At 40.2% G+C, this 17171-nt stretch carries 12 protein-coding genes; 9 read left to right on the top strand and 3 right to left on the bottom strand.

Going from position 1 to position 17171, the window contains the following annotated elements; all coding sequences use genetic code 11:
• The first annotated feature begins 10 nt into the window (after window positions 1-10).
• The 4 genes from BV902_RS18445 (at window position 11) to BV902_RS18425 (ending at window position 4040) form a co-directional block, all read left to right on the top strand.
• A complete protein-coding gene (locus tag BV902_RS18445; RefSeq protein WP_075993200.1) occupies window positions 11-598 on the top strand; it encodes a TetR/AcrR family transcriptional regulator in 588 nt (195 codons plus the stop codon).
• A 152-nt stretch (window positions 599-750) separates the two neighbouring features.
• The gene (locus BV902_RS18440; protein WP_075993199.1) at window positions 751-1044 is read left to right on the top strand and encodes a hypothetical protein; all 294 of its coding nucleotides are present in this window, start codon (window positions 751-753) and stop codon (window positions 1042-1044) included.
• Window positions 1045-1524: 480 nt separating this feature from the next.
• Window positions 1525-2580, top strand: coding sequence for an NAD(P)-dependent alcohol dehydrogenase (locus tag BV902_RS18430; RefSeq protein WP_075994861.1), 1056 nt, complete (start codon window positions 1525-1527; stop codon window positions 2578-2580).
• Window positions 2581-2741: 161 nt separating this feature from the next.
• Window positions 2742-4040, top strand: coding sequence for a cryptochrome/photolyase family protein (locus BV902_RS18425; protein ID WP_075993198.1), 1299 nt, complete (start codon window positions 2742-2744; stop codon window positions 4038-4040).
• A 76-nt stretch (window positions 4041-4116) separates the two neighbouring features.
• Here the strand turns inward: BV902_RS18425 and BV902_RS18420 are convergent, their stop codons facing one another.
• Window positions 4117-4902 (bottom strand): alpha/beta fold hydrolase, encoded by a 786-nt coding sequence (locus BV902_RS18420; RefSeq protein ID WP_075994860.1) that lies wholly within the window; start codon window positions 4900-4902, stop codon window positions 4117-4119.
• Between the two features lie 714 nt (window positions 4903-5616).
• Window positions 5617-6378 (bottom strand): type I methionyl aminopeptidase, encoded by a 762-nt coding sequence (gene map / locus BV902_RS18415; RefSeq protein ID WP_075993197.1) that lies wholly within the window; start codon window positions 6376-6378, stop codon window positions 5617-5619.
• 335 nt (window positions 6379-6713) lie between these two features.
• Here map and BV902_RS18410 point away from each other — a divergent pair, with 335 nt between their 5' ends.
• The gene (locus BV902_RS18410) at window positions 6714-7349 is read left to right on the top strand and encodes a nitroreductase family protein (RefSeq protein WP_075993196.1); all 636 of its coding nucleotides are present in this window, start codon (window positions 6714-6716) and stop codon (window positions 7347-7349) included.
• An 87-nt stretch (window positions 7350-7436) separates the two neighbouring features.
• Here BV902_RS18410 and BV902_RS18405 read toward each other — a convergent pair whose 3' ends face one another.
• Entirely contained in the window at window positions 7437-9674 is a 2238-nt protein-coding gene (locus tag BV902_RS18405) for a glycosyl hydrolase family 95 catalytic domain-containing protein (RefSeq protein WP_075993195.1), read from the bottom strand.
• A 518-nt stretch (window positions 9675-10192) separates the two neighbouring features.
• On the opposite strand from BV902_RS18405, the gene BV902_RS18400 reads away from it, so the two are divergent.
• The 4 genes from BV902_RS18400 (at window position 10193) to BV902_RS18385 (ending at window position 16911) form a co-directional block, all read left to right on the top strand.
• Entirely contained in the window at window positions 10193-12949 is a 2757-nt protein-coding gene (locus tag BV902_RS18400) for a DUF1553 domain-containing protein (RefSeq protein WP_075993194.1), read from the top strand.
• A gap of 176 nt (window positions 12950-13125) precedes the next feature.
• Entirely contained in the window at window positions 13126-14625 is a 1500-nt protein-coding gene (locus BV902_RS18395; RefSeq protein ID WP_075993193.1) for a DUF1501 domain-containing protein, read from the top strand.
• A gap of 4 nt (window positions 14626-14629) precedes the next feature.
• Entirely contained in the window at window positions 14630-15502 is an 873-nt protein-coding gene (locus BV902_RS18390) for a sugar phosphate isomerase/epimerase family protein (RefSeq protein ID WP_075993192.1), read from the top strand.
• On the top strand, window positions 15499-16911 hold the full coding sequence (locus BV902_RS18385; RefSeq protein WP_237241716.1) for a c-type cytochrome domain-containing protein: 1413 nt from the start codon (window positions 15499-15501) through the stop codon (window positions 16909-16911). Before BV902_RS18390 ends, BV902_RS18385 begins: the two co-directional genes overlap by 4 nt.
• The last annotated feature ends 260 nt before the right edge of the window (window positions 16912-17171 follow it).

Here is a 17171-nt window from a genome sequence, read left to right as displayed (position 1 = left end):
TTGTCGAGTAATGACAGGTCAACAGGAAAATATTAAAGAGGAAATTATCTTATCATCCATGAAAGTGTTTGAAACATATGGATTTGCAAGGGTTTCTATGCAGGATATTTCAAAAGCTTGTGGAAAGGGTCGGAGCACGTTATATTACTATTTTACCAGTAAAATGGATGTCTTTGATGCAATTGCGGAGTATCTATGTCAGCAAGTGTTTGAGGTCGCGCGTAGAACTTATAACAGGGACGCTTCACTGGAAGATAATTTAGTCGGTTTTTTACAAGCAAAACTACGTCAGATTAATTTAATTACCAAACGTTTTCATCTCGCATTCGAAGATATGAAATCCGATCCAGTCTTGATGGTTTCGAAAACACGTTATATGCTGGACGACGAGATTAAGTTGATTCGTGAAATGATTGAATTAGCCGTTGGGAAAAAAGAAATTCAGGCCTTAGAGGAAAAGGATATCCTGTTTTTATCCGAAATGTTAGTGACAACATCACGTTGTTTTGAGCAGGAAGTTTTACTTTTTGATCGTTTTCCAGATTTTGAAGCTAGGCTTTCCTGGTTGACAAGTATATGTGTTAAGGGACTACGCTAGCAATTCGGAGGGTAGCGCGAAGTAATTATTTTGAACAGTAAGGATGTAGATTTATTGTTCTTTTTTTTGAAGCTTGTTTCGACAAAAATACAAAATATGTCTATTTTGATTGGTCGATTCTTTTTATACAGACAATAAACAGGATTACAACTATGGTGTTAAATGCGAAAGTAGGAAAGTCGGTGGATAGCTTTGCATCAGAAAGATGCGTTTTGGTTATGGTGGAGACAGAGGAAACAATCCGCCCTGAAATGATGGGGTTGTTGGATCCAGATATTGATTGTTATTTATTAATACACAACGATGTGGAGCGCTTGGATAGCCTAGCTCTTGCGCTGGAAAATGAAAATAAAAAGGTTCGACTAGCCCGAGATTTTGAGGAACTGAAACAGATGCGTTTTTTGAACCACCAATTACAACAAATTGCCGTTAAAATTTTGAAATAATCTAAATATGTATAAAGTTGTTTATTCTTTATCTCGTAAGCTGAAGTGGAAAGCTAGCGAGATTTATCATTTTCTCTATCAGAGTTTCCCGGAGATAAAAAATATTGATTTATTGTTGGATGACCAGCAATTTTTGCTTGTTCTGCGGATTAGTACCCGACTGGAATTTTCTATTCTGAATATATGCCAGAAACAGGGCTTGGCAATGCAATTTGTGCAAGTCGAGGATACTGATTAGTCTGTCCGCTTTACAAAGCTAGCCTATTAGAGATGTTCAGGCATGATGCGATGAGCCGTAAAGAAATATCAATTTGAGCTTTATAGCAAAATCATTCTGAAAGTTACTTTTTACTTTTGATATCGTTCCTTCAAAACATTTTTCACATCCATTGGTTAATTTTATCGTGCGGATGGAATCTGTGTTGTATCATGGGAATTTTATGCATTTATTTAAAACAGAAAACAACAATTTTATCAAGTATGAGTACATTTTCAATTAGAGCTTTTGGAACAAGCGCACCAACGGCTGATCTAAAACAGATGGATATTGAACGCCGTGAAGTGAAGGATAAAGATGTCGAGATTGATATCTTATTTTGTGGAGTTTGCCATTCGGATTTACATACAGCGCGAAATGAATGGGGCGGAACCGTTTATCCGAATGTACCCGGTCATGAAATTGTGGGTCGAATTACTAAAGTTGGATCCGCTGTAACCAAGTTTAAAGTTGGCGATTTGGCCGGTGTAGGCTGTATGGTCGATAGTTGTCGCGAATGTGAAAGTTGTAAGGAAGGACTGGAACAGTATTGTGAAAATGGAAATATCCAAACATACAACGGACACGATAAGCACCTTAATAAACAGACATTTGGTGGTTATTCTGAACGTGTTGTAGTAGATCAGGATTTTGTGCTCCACATTCCTGAAAATTTGGATCTCGCAGCGACAGCACCTCTATTATGTGCTGGAATTACCACTTATTCACCTTTGAGGCATTGGAATGTGGGACCAGGAAAAAAAGTTGGTATAGTAGGTATCGGTGGCTTGGGACACATGGGAGTCAAAATCGCAAAAGCAATGGGAGCGCAGGTCGTTGTTATTACAACGTCTGCTTCTAAAGTTGATGACGCCAAACGTTTAGGTGCCGATGAGGTGATCTTGTCAACTGATGCAGAACAAATGAAGGAACATGCAGGAACATTACATTTCATTTTGGACTGTGTTTCTGCACAACATGACATCAATGCCTATTTAAGTTTATTGAAACGAGATGGTTCCTTGACTCTTGTTGGCGCTCCGGAACATCCACTTCCTGTGGCTCCTTTTAGTCTGATTCCAACACGTAAGAGTTTTTCAGGTTCTATGATCGGTGGGATAGCCGAAACACAGGAGATGCTTGATTTTTGTGGTAAACACAATATTATCTCTGATATAGAGCTGATTAAAATGCAGGATATCAATCATGCTTATGATAGACTATTGAAAAGCGATGTTAAATACAGGTTTGTTATTGACATGGCGAGTTTGAAAAACTAACGCAATAAAATTATTCAATGGTGAACCATCAAGGGGAATTTCGAGTACCTTTGATGGTTCAGTTTGTTTATATAGGTATTTTACACCTAGATTATCGAGCTAACCTTTTGCCCTTTAAAATTGTTAACATGGGGTAGTGAATTCAACTATTAGTCGTTTTTATGGAAAAAGATAAAATTATTGTGTTTTGGTTTCGTCGGGATCTACGTCTGAATGATAATGCTGGGCTTACTCGCGCCTTAGCTTCGGGCTATCCTGTATTACCTATATTCATATTTGACGAGGATATTCTAATGCAATTGGAGGATAAAAAAGATCGACGTCTTCATTACATCCATCAGGCTTTAATCCGTATCAATACCATACTCGGAGAAAGCGGTGCAACTTTGAATACGTTCTACGGTAAACCTATTACTATCTTCAGGGAGCTGATTGAAAAATTTGATGTGCAGGGAATCTATTGTAATCGGGATTATGAACCGAAAGCAATTCGTCGGGACAAAGAGATTTTCGAGCTTTGTACAGCTATGGGAATTCCTTTCAAAGCTGTGAAAGATCAGGTTATTTTCGATAAAGGAGATATTTTAAAGAACGATGGAACACCCTATACGGTTTATACGCCGTATGCAAAAAAATGGCGGGAGAAATTACGTCCTGAGGACCATCTTTCCTATACCTGCACAACGGGATTTTTCTTTCAGCAAAACCATCAGCAGATTATTTCTTTGGCGGACTTGGGGTTTCTGGAAACTGACCTTATTTTTGAAGAACCAGAGCTGAATGCGACGATTATTGACCATTATGATACCACCCGCGATTATCCGGCATTAATGGGTACAACCAAATTGGGGATTGCACTTCGCTTTGGAACAATCAGTGTTCGTCGATGTGTTACTTTTGCTTTAAAACACAATGCGACCTGGTTGTCTGAATTGATCTGGCGTGAATTTTTTATGCAGATCCTCTACCATTATCCGCATGTTGTTACGGAATCTTTTAGAAAGCAATACGATGCCATACAATGGCGCAATGACGAGGTAGAATTCCAGCAATGGTGCAACGGAGACACTGGATATCCTTTGGTAGATGCGGGTATGCGCCAATTGAATAGTTCGGGTTATATGCACAATCGCGTACGAATGGTCGCAGCCAGTTTTCTCTGTAAGCACCTTTTGATCGACTGGAGATGGGGAGAGGCCTACTTTGCACAAAAGCTAAATGATTATGATCTCTCGGCCAACAATGGTAACTGGCAGTGGGCCGCCGGTAGTGGTTGTGACGCAGCCCCGTACTTTAGGGTTTTTAATCCGACGCTTCAGGCTGAGAAGTTCGATAAAAATCAGGAATATATAAAACAATGGGTTCCTGAATTAGACACTTCAGACTATTGTGAGCCTATTGTTGACCATCAGTTTGCCCGTGATCGCGCGATAAAGACCTACGCAAAGGCGTTGAAATAATAGTATTGAATGTCTACTCCTAACTAAAGGTGGTAAGAACCAATAGATAGGAGTGGACATTCGATGTAGCTAATTTTTATTGATCTAAAAACTCGGCAACAAATGCGTCAAATGCCTGTGGATTTTCGGCTTGAACCCAGTGACCGGCATTGGGAATCGTCTTAAACACGGCATTTGGAAATTGTTCCCTGATCTTAATTTTATCCTCAGGTAATATATATCTTGATTTCTCTCCAGGTAGAAATAATGTGGGACCGTTGAATATTCCTGATTTGACCCCGACAGTGATGAACTCCGTATATTTATTTTTTAAAACATCCAGATTAAAGCGCCAATCTAATTTCCGATCTTCTCTGATATATACATTTTTTAATAAAAATTGGATCACTCCCGGATCACTCAAATAGTGTTCAATCTTTATTTGTACATCTTTCCTATTTTCCAGTGTTGTGATATCGACAGCAGATAGCGCATCGAAGATATCCTCATGATGTGGAGGATAAGCTTTAGGGGCTATATCAGCGATGATCAGTTTTTCAATTTTTTCGGGATGATCAATAGCAAATTGCATCGCTACTTTTCCGCCCAAAGAATGGCCCAATAGGAGTACTTTATCTGCTCCAATGGATGTTATATAGGCCAGCAGATCTTCTACCATAACTTCCACCGACATATCTTCACTATGGAAACTTCGTCCGTGATTACGAAGATCGAGTAAATGTACCTGTCTTTTCTCTCCGAAACTACGACCAAAGGATCCCCAGTTGTCTGCCATACCAAAAAGCCCATGCAGAACAATTAATGGAGTGCCACCGTTATCTGCGCCATATATTTTGCTGTGTTGTAATTCTTTCAATGCCATGCTATCTATTATTGCAATTATTACCTCTCTGTGATGTGTATATGCAGCGAAGTTAGCTTTTGTTGGTGATTTTTTGATCGAAATTATGTAAAACATTTATATAAATCCCACTTGATCCCATCTTGTCGCTCTTATCAAAATGGTAGTATTTGGTGATTTATTGGTAGTTCATCGCCGCCATGTCCACCTTAATTTTGTGTAAACTTAATTCATAAAATAGATGAGCAATCCCAATGTTTATTAAGACAACTAAGCAAGAAGTAAAGGATGGATGACACATGTTTGGATAGTAAAAGTCTTTCCAATGTTTGGTGTCTCTCAAAATAGTTATCAAAACAGTTAACAGAGCATAGATGAGTTGGGGGGGATGTTATGAGAGAAGCTGAATTTTGAAAATGGAAATAAAATTTTTGGTAAAAGTGATTTTCATCACTTTTTTGTTGGGAAGAATACGCTACATTTACTGCCGTAGCCATTTATCCAGTAAGATTAGTCTTTGGTATTGACAAAAATTATTTAGCCATAAAAATATATTATTTGGGGGTTTTCTCGTTATGAGAGGCCCCTTAATTTTTATAACAACCTCTAGTTCTGAGATGAAGGGACTATGTACGCCACCGCAAGCTTGAAGTCTTGTTGCAAAGAAAATAGGTCTTTTCGATTAGCTTTCAATAACTTGTTCGAAAAGACCTATAGGTGCCTTCTTATTCCTGCTTAGTAAATTGCATTCTGTGCTGTTAATATAACAGGAGCGCCATCGGTAATGAGAATTGTATGTTCATGTTGAGCCATGAATCCACCTTTGTCCCCAACCATTGTCCAGCCGTCGTTGAGTTCGGTCGCGTATGTGGAGGTCGTTGAAATAAAGGTTTCAATAGCAACAACGGTATTTTTTCGAAATCTTCGTTGGTCGAAGCGATTTTTATAGTTAAGCAATTCATCGGGTTCCTCGTGAAGACTTTTTCCTACACCATGTCCGCCAAGGTTCTTGATGACTTTATAACCTCTTTTTTTCGCTTCAGTTTCTATGAGATGCCCAATATCGGCTATTTTCACACCACCACGAATAGTATTGATTGCCTTTTGAAGAATTTCTTTTGATGCTTTTACCAATTTTTCGTGTTGAAATATGTCCTTTCCTATAACAAAGGAACAACCATTATCGGCCCAATATCCATCCAGTTCGGCAGATACATCGATATTGATCAAATCACCTTCTTGCAATAGCCTTTCCGCGGTAGGTATTCCGTGGCAAAACTCGTTGTTTATACTGATACAGGTGTAGCCCGGGAAACCATAGGTAAGAGCAGGAGCAGAATTTGCACCCATGCTTTTTAATATTTCGGCTCCATATTCGTCAAGCTCTTTCGTGGACATACCCACTTGAGCATGTGCTATCATAGCTTTTAAGGTGATGGCAACGGCATCGCTCGCTTTTTGTATGCCTGTTAGTTCTGTTTCATTCGTTATAGACATCGCTGATGTTTTTATTGTGGAGCAGGTGAGCTCTGTTTTTTATTTTGTTATTTATAACTACCGGGAACAATGATTAAAGGTCATTTTGTTTTGATCGGATATAAACCAGTACAAAGGTCTTAATAAATTTGAATAAAATAGGCATTTGCTTGCGATTACAAGTAAATATACTGTGTTTGGGCATTAAAAGTCTAGTAACAAATGCCGAAAAGCATTGTGTTTTTGTCCTAGTTTTTATTGTTTTAGTCTTTTGTTTTGATGTTTAGACATTTATTTTTTTATGTATCTTTACATAACTTTATGATGTTGCTATTGATCATTTAAATTAGAATAAAATGGCTTTATTAGATACCCTAGCATGGCGTTATGCCACAAAAAAATACGACCCTACAAGAAAGGTCGCTCAGGAAGATGTGGATAAGATTTTGGAGGCAGCACGTATGGCTCCGAGCTCGTCTGGACTTCAACAGTTCCGTGTGATTGTGATTACGAATCAGGAATTAAAAGAAAAAATTGTACCTGTGGCTTGGGGCCAACAAATTGTTGCTGATAGCTCACATTTATTGGTTTTCGCAGGATGGGATAGCTATACGGACGAACGTATTGATAGTACCTTCGACAAGATGAATGCCTTGAGAGGTTTACCTTTAGACACCACTGACGAGTATAAAAATAGATTGAAAGCACAGTTATCAAGCCTATCCGTTGAGCAACAAGCAGCCCATGCGGCTAAACAAGCCTATATTGCTTTTGGTTTGGCAATCGCTCAGGCAGCTGAATTAGGCGTTGATGCAACCCCTATGGAGGGTTTTTCAAATGCCGAATTGGATGAACTGCTTGGTTTAGATAAACTGGGATTGAAGAGTGCAGTTATGCTTCCTTTAGGCTATCGGATGGAAGAACAAGATTGGTTGCTGAAGCTGAAAAAATTTAGACTTCCGAAAGAGGAATTTTTGATTGAACTCGCATAAATTGCAGAACAGTATTAAAAAAAGCGTTTCAACACTTGGTTGAAACGCTTTTTTTATAGTTGCCTCCAACTTACATAGGGACCGCCTTTATAGACTACATAAGTTTACTGTTTGCCCCTTTTTTAGTTTCACATATTGTATGGTGTTATCTTTCTGTAAGGTCTTTTTCGTACTGACATGCATGAGCGTCTTGGGTTCAAAAATTCGAAAGGTACCATCTTCGGTCGCAGTTATTTTCAGCATAACGATTTTATCTCCTTTTTTCTCAGCGCTTACGATAAATCCGCCCATCGTTCTTAAATTTTTGAAAGATGCTGTTGCCCATTCAGCAGGTAAGGCTGGAAAGATTTCTACATAGTTATTCTTGCTCTGAATGAGCAATTCGTGTATTCCTTGCGCAAATGCAAAGTTGCCTTCCAACGTAAATGGTCGATACGTAAAGTCTGAATATTGCCCACCTTTCTGGTCGCCATTCAGATGAAAGGAATTGGTGGAACAAAAGTTCTGTGCAAATTTTTGAAGATTGCTAACGGCTTCCTTTCCTTGTTTAGCTCGCGCGTGTAAACAAGCCATCCATGCAAAGGAATAACCTACCCACGCACGGGTACCCAGTTTTTCAATATGATCTAGGGAACTTTCGATGAGCTTTTTTTCCTGCGGATTATTGATGTCTAATAAATCCAATGGATAAATTGCCATATAGGGAGACATATGCCGATGGGAATGTTTCATTGGAAGATTTACAGCAACTTGTAGTCCGGTTTTATCCGTCGCATAATGAGGTAGTTGGGCCTTACATTTTAACCAAGCTTGCGCTTCTTGCGGTTTTCCCATTGCTGTGCTCACCTCAGTAGCAGCCTGGAATAGAAAATGCGCTAAGCTAAGGTCGAAATTGGTCCAGTTGTCAAACCACGCTGATACACTATTGTCGTTGTATTCGGGACTGCTACTCAAAGGCAGGTAACGGAGTCCATTTTTTAATGTGGTTATATTCTTAAGGTAAGTCGCAGACTCAATGATATAGGGATAGGCTTGTTCTCTTAGAAAGGTTTTATCCATACTATATTTCCATTGCCAATAAAAATGTTGGGCCGCCCAAGCACCAATCGTAGGAGAAAGAGAATACTGAATCCATCCACCCATAGGGTCTCCATTTAAAGTAAGGACACCGGGTACATTCAGCCCATCGACACCGAAATATTGCTTCGTAAAGTCGCGATTTTTTTTGCGGATCTTCCAGAGCCAATCTGTATAGCTTTTGGCTTCGGCTAATCTATTCCCCGAATAGGCTGGCCAATAGCTCAATTGGGTGTTAAGGTCATTGTGAAAGTCTCCTTTCCAAGGGGGGAGGCCACCATTATCTGCCGTCCAGACGGCCTGAAGCGTAATTGCTGGAGCGCCTTCTCTTGCGACAGCACCGAGCTTGTACATATCAAGATAATATTGCTTTTCAAGATTTTTTTCAGGAATAGTTATACTTGATTTGGACCAATAGTTTGACCACCAATGCAAATGGCTTACTTGTTCTTCGGTGTATTTTTTGAGGGAAAGTTCAGAAGGGTTTGCCCTTTGATCGTTGACGATTGTCCAATATCCAATCAGTTTTTTAGCTGATATTTTTTCCCATCTCAATACAACTTCAAAAAAATGATTGTCATAAGTTTTTTGGTGCAGCACTTCGTAATTGCTGGTTCTGGTTATATTTCCTTGCTTATATCCTAATCTTGCTAAATCTTGACCTTCTACAACGCTTTTGTTTTCATCTTTGTTTGCGCTATTTTCATATTGATGGGGAATTAATTGAGGAACAAGTTCACTCACATTGTTTCCTGTAATTTCAAAATAGCCAAAGGGTTTATAGGCGTGTATGAAGGTTCTTAATATCCGACCATCTTTGAATTTAAGAATATTGGTGGCCTGTTCCAGGTCAAGTACGTTCGAAACGACAGGGCCAAATTTCGCTAAGTCAAAGAACAGCGACGCTGCTGGAAGCTTGGTGGGATAGGGGGATCTATCGTAAGGAGCGTCTCCCCACTCTTGTACAATGCCATAGCTGTTGTTTTTTATTTGTTGTTGGACCCAATTGAAATTGTGGTTTTCTATTGCAAAGGCCTTTCTTTCATCCCATAGATCTGCGCGATCAAGTGAAAATCGAATCGTATTATCTTTTTTCCAAATCAGTGCACCCAATTGACCATTTCCCAACGGAATGGCTTCATCCCACCGCGAAGCTAACTGATCGAAATGGAGGTTGTTGTCCGGTGTCGGTTGACCGAAAGAGAACACTGTAAACGAACAGAAGAGTATTAAATAAAGATATTTCATAATTGAAAGGGTTAGCTTGTAAATTTAAAACTCTGGAAGGGGAGATACTGACACTATTGTTACTTTTTTGCATACTATTTTATCTATGCGATGCCCTTGAGCCTGTTGAAATCATTTTAATAGCAAATTTAGCGGTGGTTGTATGCAGTGCAGAAAACTAAAAAAGTTAATTCGTATCGAAATTGTTATACTTTTTGATTCGAATAAATATGTCGCAAAAGTGTTGTTTTATTGTCTGCTGTTTAACCAAGGAAAGTACGTTATGCTGTCTTAAATCAACCTTTTGAGCAGGTGGGTCTATAGTGTCCAGAAAATCTCGCAAGGGCAAGGGGTAATATTGTTTATGTTTCTGTTAATCTAGTTTTAGTATAATCCAGTGTTGTTCTCTAATTTTATCCTACTCGAAACGAGCACATTTATGGAATAGTTTCGGCTCCACTTAACGAAGAAAATAATCATTATTCATTTCGTTTAGTGCATAAACCTAAAATAATACAGAATAGATATATCCCCAGGCTATGAAAAAAAAGATTTTGGTGCTAATATTATTGGCGCTTGTGCTTATTGGTACAAGCATTTTGACTTTTGGAAAAAAAGAGCCAGTTGATTTTAGCGCTGATGTTAAACCGATATTGAATAAACATTGTATCACGTGCCATGGTGGGGTTAAAAAAAATGGTGGTTTAAGTTTTCTTTTTGAAAATGAGGCATTCGCCAAAGCCGAGTCAGGCAAATCAGCAATTATTCGTGGCGATGGCGAACACAGTGAACTGGTAAAGAGACTGATTTCCGATGATCCTGAATTGCGTATGCCTTACAATGCCCCTAAACTGAATGACGATGAAATTGATATACTCAAAAGATGGATCGATGAAGGAGCTAAGTGGGGAGAGCATTGGGCCTATACAACACCTAAGGAAACGGAGGTCCCTAAACCTTTTTCGTTGCTCAGTATATTTGGTGTAAAGCCCAAAGGGGTGAACAATACGATAGATTTTTTTGTTTTGGATAAGATGAAGGAGAAGAAATTGTCCTTTGCAGATGAAGCCGATAAAGCATTGTTGCTCCGAAGAGTGTATTTGGATCTAATTGGTATCCCACCCTCGTTGGCGGAGATTCAAGCCTTTGAAGCAGACCAGCGTGATGATGCTTATACCCGGCGGGTAGACAGTCTGTTGGCTTCTCAGAAATATGGCGAAAAGTGGGCGAGTTGGTGGTTGGATATGGCACGATATGCCGATACGAAGGGCTACGAAAAGGATGGCTCGCGCACGATATGGACTTATCGGGACTGGGTCATCAAGGCCTTAAACAAGGACATGCCTTATGATGAATTTACGATTGTACAGCTTGCCGGGGATTTGCTGCCGGAGCCAACCAAGGATCAGCTTATCGCAACCGCCTTCCATCGCAATACCATGAATAATGATGAGGGTGGGACCGATAGTGAGGAATTTCGGATGGCTGCGGTTTTGGATCGTTTAAATACAACTTATCAAGTATGGTTGAGTACGACCTTCGAATGCGTGCAATGTCATAGTCATACTTATGATCCGTTTAAATTTGAAGAATATTATAAATCGTTAGCTTTTTTTAACAACACCAGAGATGAAGATACCCAAGGTGATCATCCTAAACTGCGTTTTTATACTACACAGGATGAAAAGCGAATTGACAGTATAAAGAGGTGGTTGTCGACGACAGGAAATGCAAGCTTGGTAAAATCAACAGATCTATTCCTTCACACCCTTGAGCCCAAAGTCCATGCGCATTACAGCGACCAAATAGTAGATGGTGCGCTTTATGATACGAAATGGTTGGGGGTGCGAACTGGAGGATCGGCTCGATTAAGGGCAATAAACCTGAATAATAAACAACAATTCTTCATGAATTTCTGGACAGGTGCAGTAGGAGGAAAATTGGAAATTCACTTGGATAAACCTAGCGGACCAATACTTGCCGTTATTGATTTACCGAGTACGAATGGAAGACAGGTTATTCAGTCTCCCATAAGTGCGACTCGTGGTGTACATGACTTATATCTGGTTTTCAAGAATCCATCTGTCGCTCATGGACAGCCGATCTGCATGATTGAATGGTTTGCATTTCGCGAGAACTTTCCACATGAAAAGTCACTGGATAATATGAATTTTCAAAAAACTTTTCTCCAGTTGGTCAATATGCAACCTGAGGGAGTACCAATCATGATTGAAAATCCCAAAGACATGCATCGTAAGACAAATGTATTTATACGCGGTAACCGCTTGTCCCTAGGTGCGGAAGTGCAGCCCACGGTTCCGGCGTCACTGAATAGTTTCCCTAAGGGGGCTCAACGCAATCGTTTGGGTTTTGCGCAGTGGATTGTCAGTAAGGAAAACCCATTGACAGCGCGAACTTTAGTTAATCGCGTATGGGCTCAACTATTTGGTCGGGGGCTAGTTGAACCATTGGGAGATATGGGCACACAGAGTATTCCGCCGATTCATCGAGAATTACTAGATTATCTTGCCCTAGATCTGATGAATACCAAAAAGTGGAGTATTAAAAAATTGATCCGCGAGATGGTATTATCCGGAACTTATAAGCAGTCCTCTAGCCTGAACAATTCCAATTTTGAAAAGGATCCACAGAATTATTATTTGGCAAGGGGACCTCGCTTTAGGTTATCTGCCGAACAGATTCGTGATCAGGCTTTAGCCGTAAGTGGATTGCTCAGCAATAAAATGTATGGACCAAGTGTAATGCCATACCAACCGGATGGGGTATGGATGACTGTATACAGCGGTGAGGCCTGGGTGAAAAGTGCTGGAGAAGATCAATACCGAAGGGGCATCTATACGTTTTTAAAGCGTACGAGTCCTTATCCTTCCTTTGTTTCTTTCGATGCTTCTAGTCGGGAGGTTTGTTTGGTCGACCGAATCCGTACCAATACACCGCTACAAGCGCTCGCCACATTAAACGATCCTGTTTATCTCGAAGCAGCTAAACATCTGGGGGCTATTATGGAAAAGGAGGGAAATGGAAACCTTAGAAATAGTATCCGTGTCGGTTATAAACGTGCAATGTTGAAGGATGCCGATGAAAAGAAACTCAAAGAGCTGGAACATCTTTATCAAAAAGCGTTGATTGATTTCAGCAAAAAGCCTGATTCAGCAGCCAAATTTTTGAATGAAGATTTAGCAAAAAGCAATGTAAAGGTCCTGCCTTCAAAAGCTGCCTACATGCTTGTTGCCAATGCAGTGTTGAATCTGGACGAGTTTTTAACGAAATCATAAATAATGAAATAATAAATATGGACTGAAACTTCTGGATAAGGGCTTTTCGTATGAAAACGAAGTCTCTTGTTAAGAAGGATAAGGCCTATGAAATAATAAGAATATAAACCGAAATGAGCTAAAGCTGCGGACTAAAAATTTAGTGACACAGACCGTTCATACGTAATGATAGTCAGATGAAAGATCTAAATAAGCTAATAAAAGAAGCGCAACAATTTGAATTGCAGGCTGTCACAAGGAGACATTTTTTAAAGGACTGTGTGGCAGGTATCGGAGGTATTGCTTTAGGGAGTTTGTTGACGAGTTGTAATGGATGGGGACAGTCAAAATCAGCAGAAAAGTTGGATCTGAATGCACTCAATCCGCTGGTACCCAAGCCTCCTCATTTCCCAGGTAAGGCTAAAAGCGTAATTTATCTGCATATGGCCGGCGCTCCGTCGCAATTGGAGTTATTTGATTACAAGCCTGCATTGCAGAAATTACATAATCAACCTTGCCCGGAATCCTTGCTCGCAGGAAAGAAATTTGCCTTTATTCGTGGGGTTCCAAAAATGTTAGGGCCACAGGCTACTTTTAAACAATATGGAGCAAGTGGGGCTTGGGTATCAGATCATTTGCCTCACTTTAGTAAAGTTGTTGATGAAGTGAGTTTTCTGAAGGCCGTGCATACCGATCAGTTCAATCACGGTCCAGCGCAATTGTTTATGCATACGGGAAGTGCCCGTCTCGGCCGGCCAAGCATTGGTTCATGGGTAACTTACGGTCTGGGATCTGAAAATAGCAATTTACCCGGATTTGTTGTGTTAACATCGGGAGGTAAAACACCGGATGCAGGAAAAAGTGTCTGGGGAAGTGGATTTTTACCGTCCGTATACCAAGGCGTTCAATGTCGTTCAAAGGGTGATCCCGTATTGTATATTGCCGATCCTGAAGGGATGGGAAGGGATATGAAGCGTGATTTGATTGATGCCATAAATAATGTCAACAAAACAGAATACGATACCTTTAAAGACCCAGAAACCTTGTCGCGGATTGCACAATATGAGATGGCTTATAAAATGCAGGTTGCAGTTCCTGAAGTGATGGACATCAATAATGAACCTGCGTATATTCACGAATTGTATGGAACTGAGCCGGGTAAAGAATCGTTTGCCAATAATTGCCTTTTGGCTCGAAAACTTGTAGAACAGGGGGTACGATTCGTGCAGTTATTTGATTGGGGTTGGGACAGTCACGGTACAAATCCCGCAGATTCGATTGATCTTGGCTTTAGAAATAAATGCCGGGAGATAGATCGACCAATGACCGCATTGATTATGGATCTCAAACAACGTGGTTTGCTGGAAGAAACACTAGTTGTGTGGGGCGGGGAATTTGGACGCACACCGATGCAAGAAAATAGGGACAACAGCGATATGCCATTCCTGGGACGAGATCATCATACCGACGCCTATACCATCTGGATGGCGGGCGGGGGAGTTCGTAATGGTATAAGTTACGGTCAAACCGATGATATTGGGTTCGCTGGGGTAGAAGGGCGCAGTTCTGTACACGATGTCCATGCGACCATGCTCCACCTTTTGGGTTTTGATCATGAGAAATTTACATACGATTTTCAAGGAAGGCCATTCCGATTGACAGATGTGGAGGGTGAACTTATTCAAGCTATAATTTAAAAACATGAAACAATTTCTAGTATTAATTTTATTTATGAGCAGTTTTCTATCCATGACTGCCCAGCAGTTACACATCAAATATTATTGCACCAATTGGGGAAATAGCGATTCTTGGGATACATTCTGTCTCCGGGTGAAAAATGCTGGTTACGATGGTGTTGAATCCTGGTTACCCGGTAGTCCAAATGAGCGCAAGGAGATGATTGATGCATTACATAAATATGGATTGAGTTTAGGATTGCTTTCAGGCGGATCGGGCGGAACTTACGAGGAATATAAACAAAGTTTTAAGCGTAATTTGGATGAAGCAGCACAGCTGAAACCCGATTATATCAATTGCCATACAGGTAAAGATTATTACTCGTTTGAGCAGAATAAAACATTGATTGAGCTTGCCGATGCGGCTAAAAATAAGTACCACATCCCCGTTTATCATGAGACTCATCGCGGAAGATTTAGTTTTGCAGCTCATGTGACAAAAGAATATTTAGAGAAGATTCCGACCTTACAACTTGCATTGGATATCTCGCATTGGTGCAATGTGCATGAATCAATGCTTTCTGATCAGCCCGAGGCTGTAACAAAAGCACTTTCCAGAACGGAGCACATTCATGCACGAATTGGGCATCCTGAAGGACCACAAGTCAATGACCCCGCGGCTCCTGAATGGAAGAGTATCGTTGCACAACATTTGACCTGGTGGGATAAAGTTGTTGCTAAGCACAAGGAAAATGGGGTGAAGTTATTGACCATAACGACCGAGTTTGGTCCAGCGGGTTATTTACCCACATTACCATTTACACAACAACCGGTGGCCGATCAATGGTCAATCAATGTTTATATGTTGCATTTACTCAAAGACAGATATAAAGAATGATAGTTTTCTTTGATGAATTATTGGGCTTTTTGGGACGATTTCACCCGCTTTTGGTCCATTTACCGATCGGCATATTATTGTTGGCTTTTGTTATGGCAATTAGGACTCGGTTTAAAGGCGGTGATATGTATTTGCCTGCTATTAAGCTCTCCTTATTCCTAGGGACTATCGCTGCTATAGTAGCTGCTTTATCGGGTTATCTGCTTTCACGAAATGGAGGTTATGAGGAGGATGTCCTGAGCTATCACAAATGGCTGGGAATTGCCGTGGCTATCAGTAGTTTATGGCTTTGGTTTCTTTATCGTAAAGAATCTTCTGGTGCATTTCGCTTTTGGCTTTTTTTCATCCTGGTGCTCTTAATTGGGGTGACTGGACACTACGGTGGAACACTGACACATGGAAAGGGTTACTTTGTGGAAGCTATGCCAGTAGCACTTAAAAAGCTGTTTAAAGCGGAAGAAGATAAAGAGGAGGTTCTTATCGTTCAAAATGCGCAGGAAGCAGAAGCCTATAAGGGAATTATTCAACCTATTCTAAAACAGCGTTGTCAAAGCTGCCACGGGCAAAGAAAGCAGGAAGGGGGGCTGGCACTGGATACAAAAGAGAATTTGTTAAAAGGAGGAGAGAACGGCACAGTACTAAATGCAAATGATTCGAAAAAGAGTGAATTATATGCCCGATTGGTGTTGCCCGAGGGACATAAGAAACGTATGCCACCTAAAGGTCGTACACCGATAACCGCTGATCAGATAAAACTGATTGCCTGGTGGATTGACCAAGGAGCCAATTTTGATAAAAAAGTGCATGAAATACCACAAACAGAGGAAATAGCTCATTTGTTGAAAAAATTGGAAACAGGGGAAAAAGAGGAGTCTGCTGTATTGTATGCTGATCTACCAGCAGCACCAGCTTTGCCAAAAGATAAAGTTGATGCTTGGCAGGCTAAGGGTATTAAGATCATCCAAGTTGCAAGAGATAATAACTTCGTGTTGGTTAATGCGATTAATTATCCTCAATTTAATGATAGGGACCTACAGGAATTGTTAGCCATTAAGGATAATATTGTACAGCTGAAATTAGGAAATACGGCTGTTACAGATCTTGCTTTTTCAACATTTTCGGCAATGCCCATTCTTTCCCGTCTGCATCTGGAAAATACAAAAATTTCCGATGCTGGATTGAGCCAGCTGAAAGGCCTGTCAAAATTAACGTATTTGAATCTGACAGGCACAAAAGTTACATCAAAAGGTCTATCAAAACTGAACGAGCTTCCGAGTTTAAAGAACGTCTATCTTTATAAGACGGTAAATCAGGAAGTCGTCGCAATAAAGCAGTTGAATGCTAAGATTAAGGCAGATACCGGTAATTATAGTTTGCCTTTTATTGAAACCGATACAATTAGGTTTTAAGCTGTTATTGGACCTGTTGGCTACACGATGAAAATCCGCGATCCAAATGGAATGCTCTTGTACAATTTAACGATTGAGCGAGAAGGACAAGTAATTTAAGGAAAATAAACAGGATATTTTAGCGGATAGGAAACGACTATACAAAGGAGAATGCGGAAAAGGCTTTAGCGTAATATAAAATAGGAATGCTAAGGTGACGATTTCAAATAAAACCTTCATGACTTCGTAGACATCAACAGCAATGAAAGCAAACTGAAGGT

The organism is Sphingobacterium sp. B29 (assembly GCF_001952815.1).
Taxonomy (GTDB): Bacteria; Bacteroidota; Bacteroidia; order Sphingobacteriales; family Sphingobacteriaceae; genus Sphingobacterium; species Sphingobacterium siyangense.
Note: the sequence above shows the minus strand (reverse complement) of the source record. Positions and strands in the feature narration are given on the sequence as shown.

What these genes read in the sequence shown, in the direction of transcription:
- BV902_RS18445 (WP_075993200.1), top strand. Translation starts at nt 11, where the DNA reads ATGACAGGTCAACAGGAAAATATTAAAGAGGAAATTATCTTATCATCC.
- BV902_RS18440 (WP_075993199.1), top strand. Translation starts at nt 751, where the DNA reads ATGGTGTTAAATGCGAAAGTAGGAAAGTCGGTGGATAGCTTTGCATCA.
- BV902_RS18430 (WP_075994861.1), top strand. Translation starts at nt 1,525, where the DNA reads ATGAGTACATTTTCAATTAGAGCTTTTGGAACAAGCGCACCAACGGCT.
- BV902_RS18425 (WP_075993198.1), top strand. Translation starts at nt 2,742, where the DNA reads ATGGAAAAAGATAAAATTATTGTGTTTTGGTTTCGTCGGGATCTACGT.
- BV902_RS18420 (WP_075994860.1), bottom strand. Translation starts at nt 4,902, where the DNA reads ATGGCATTGAAAGAATTACAACACAGCAAAATATATGGCGCAGATAAC.
- map (WP_075993197.1), bottom strand. Translation starts at nt 6,378, where the DNA reads ATGTCTATAACGAATGAAACAGAACTAACAGGCATACAAAAAGCGAGC.
- BV902_RS18410 (WP_075993196.1), top strand. Translation starts at nt 6,714, where the DNA reads ATGGCTTTATTAGATACCCTAGCATGGCGTTATGCCACAAAAAAATAC.
- BV902_RS18405 (WP_075993195.1), bottom strand. Translation starts at nt 9,674, where the DNA reads ATGAAATATCTTTATTTAATACTCTTCTGTTCGTTTACAGTGTTCTCT.
- BV902_RS18400 (WP_075993194.1), top strand. Translation starts at nt 10,193, where the DNA reads ATGAAAAAAAAGATTTTGGTGCTAATATTATTGGCGCTTGTGCTTATT.
- BV902_RS18395 (WP_075993193.1), top strand. Translation starts at nt 13,126, where the DNA reads ATGAAAGATCTAAATAAGCTAATAAAAGAAGCGCAACAATTTGAATTG.
- BV902_RS18390 (WP_075993192.1), top strand. Translation starts at nt 14,630, where the DNA reads ATGAAACAATTTCTAGTATTAATTTTATTTATGAGCAGTTTTCTATCC.
- BV902_RS18385 (WP_237241716.1), top strand. Translation starts at nt 15,499, where the DNA reads ATGATAGTTTTCTTTGATGAATTATTGGGCTTTTTGGGACGATTTCAC.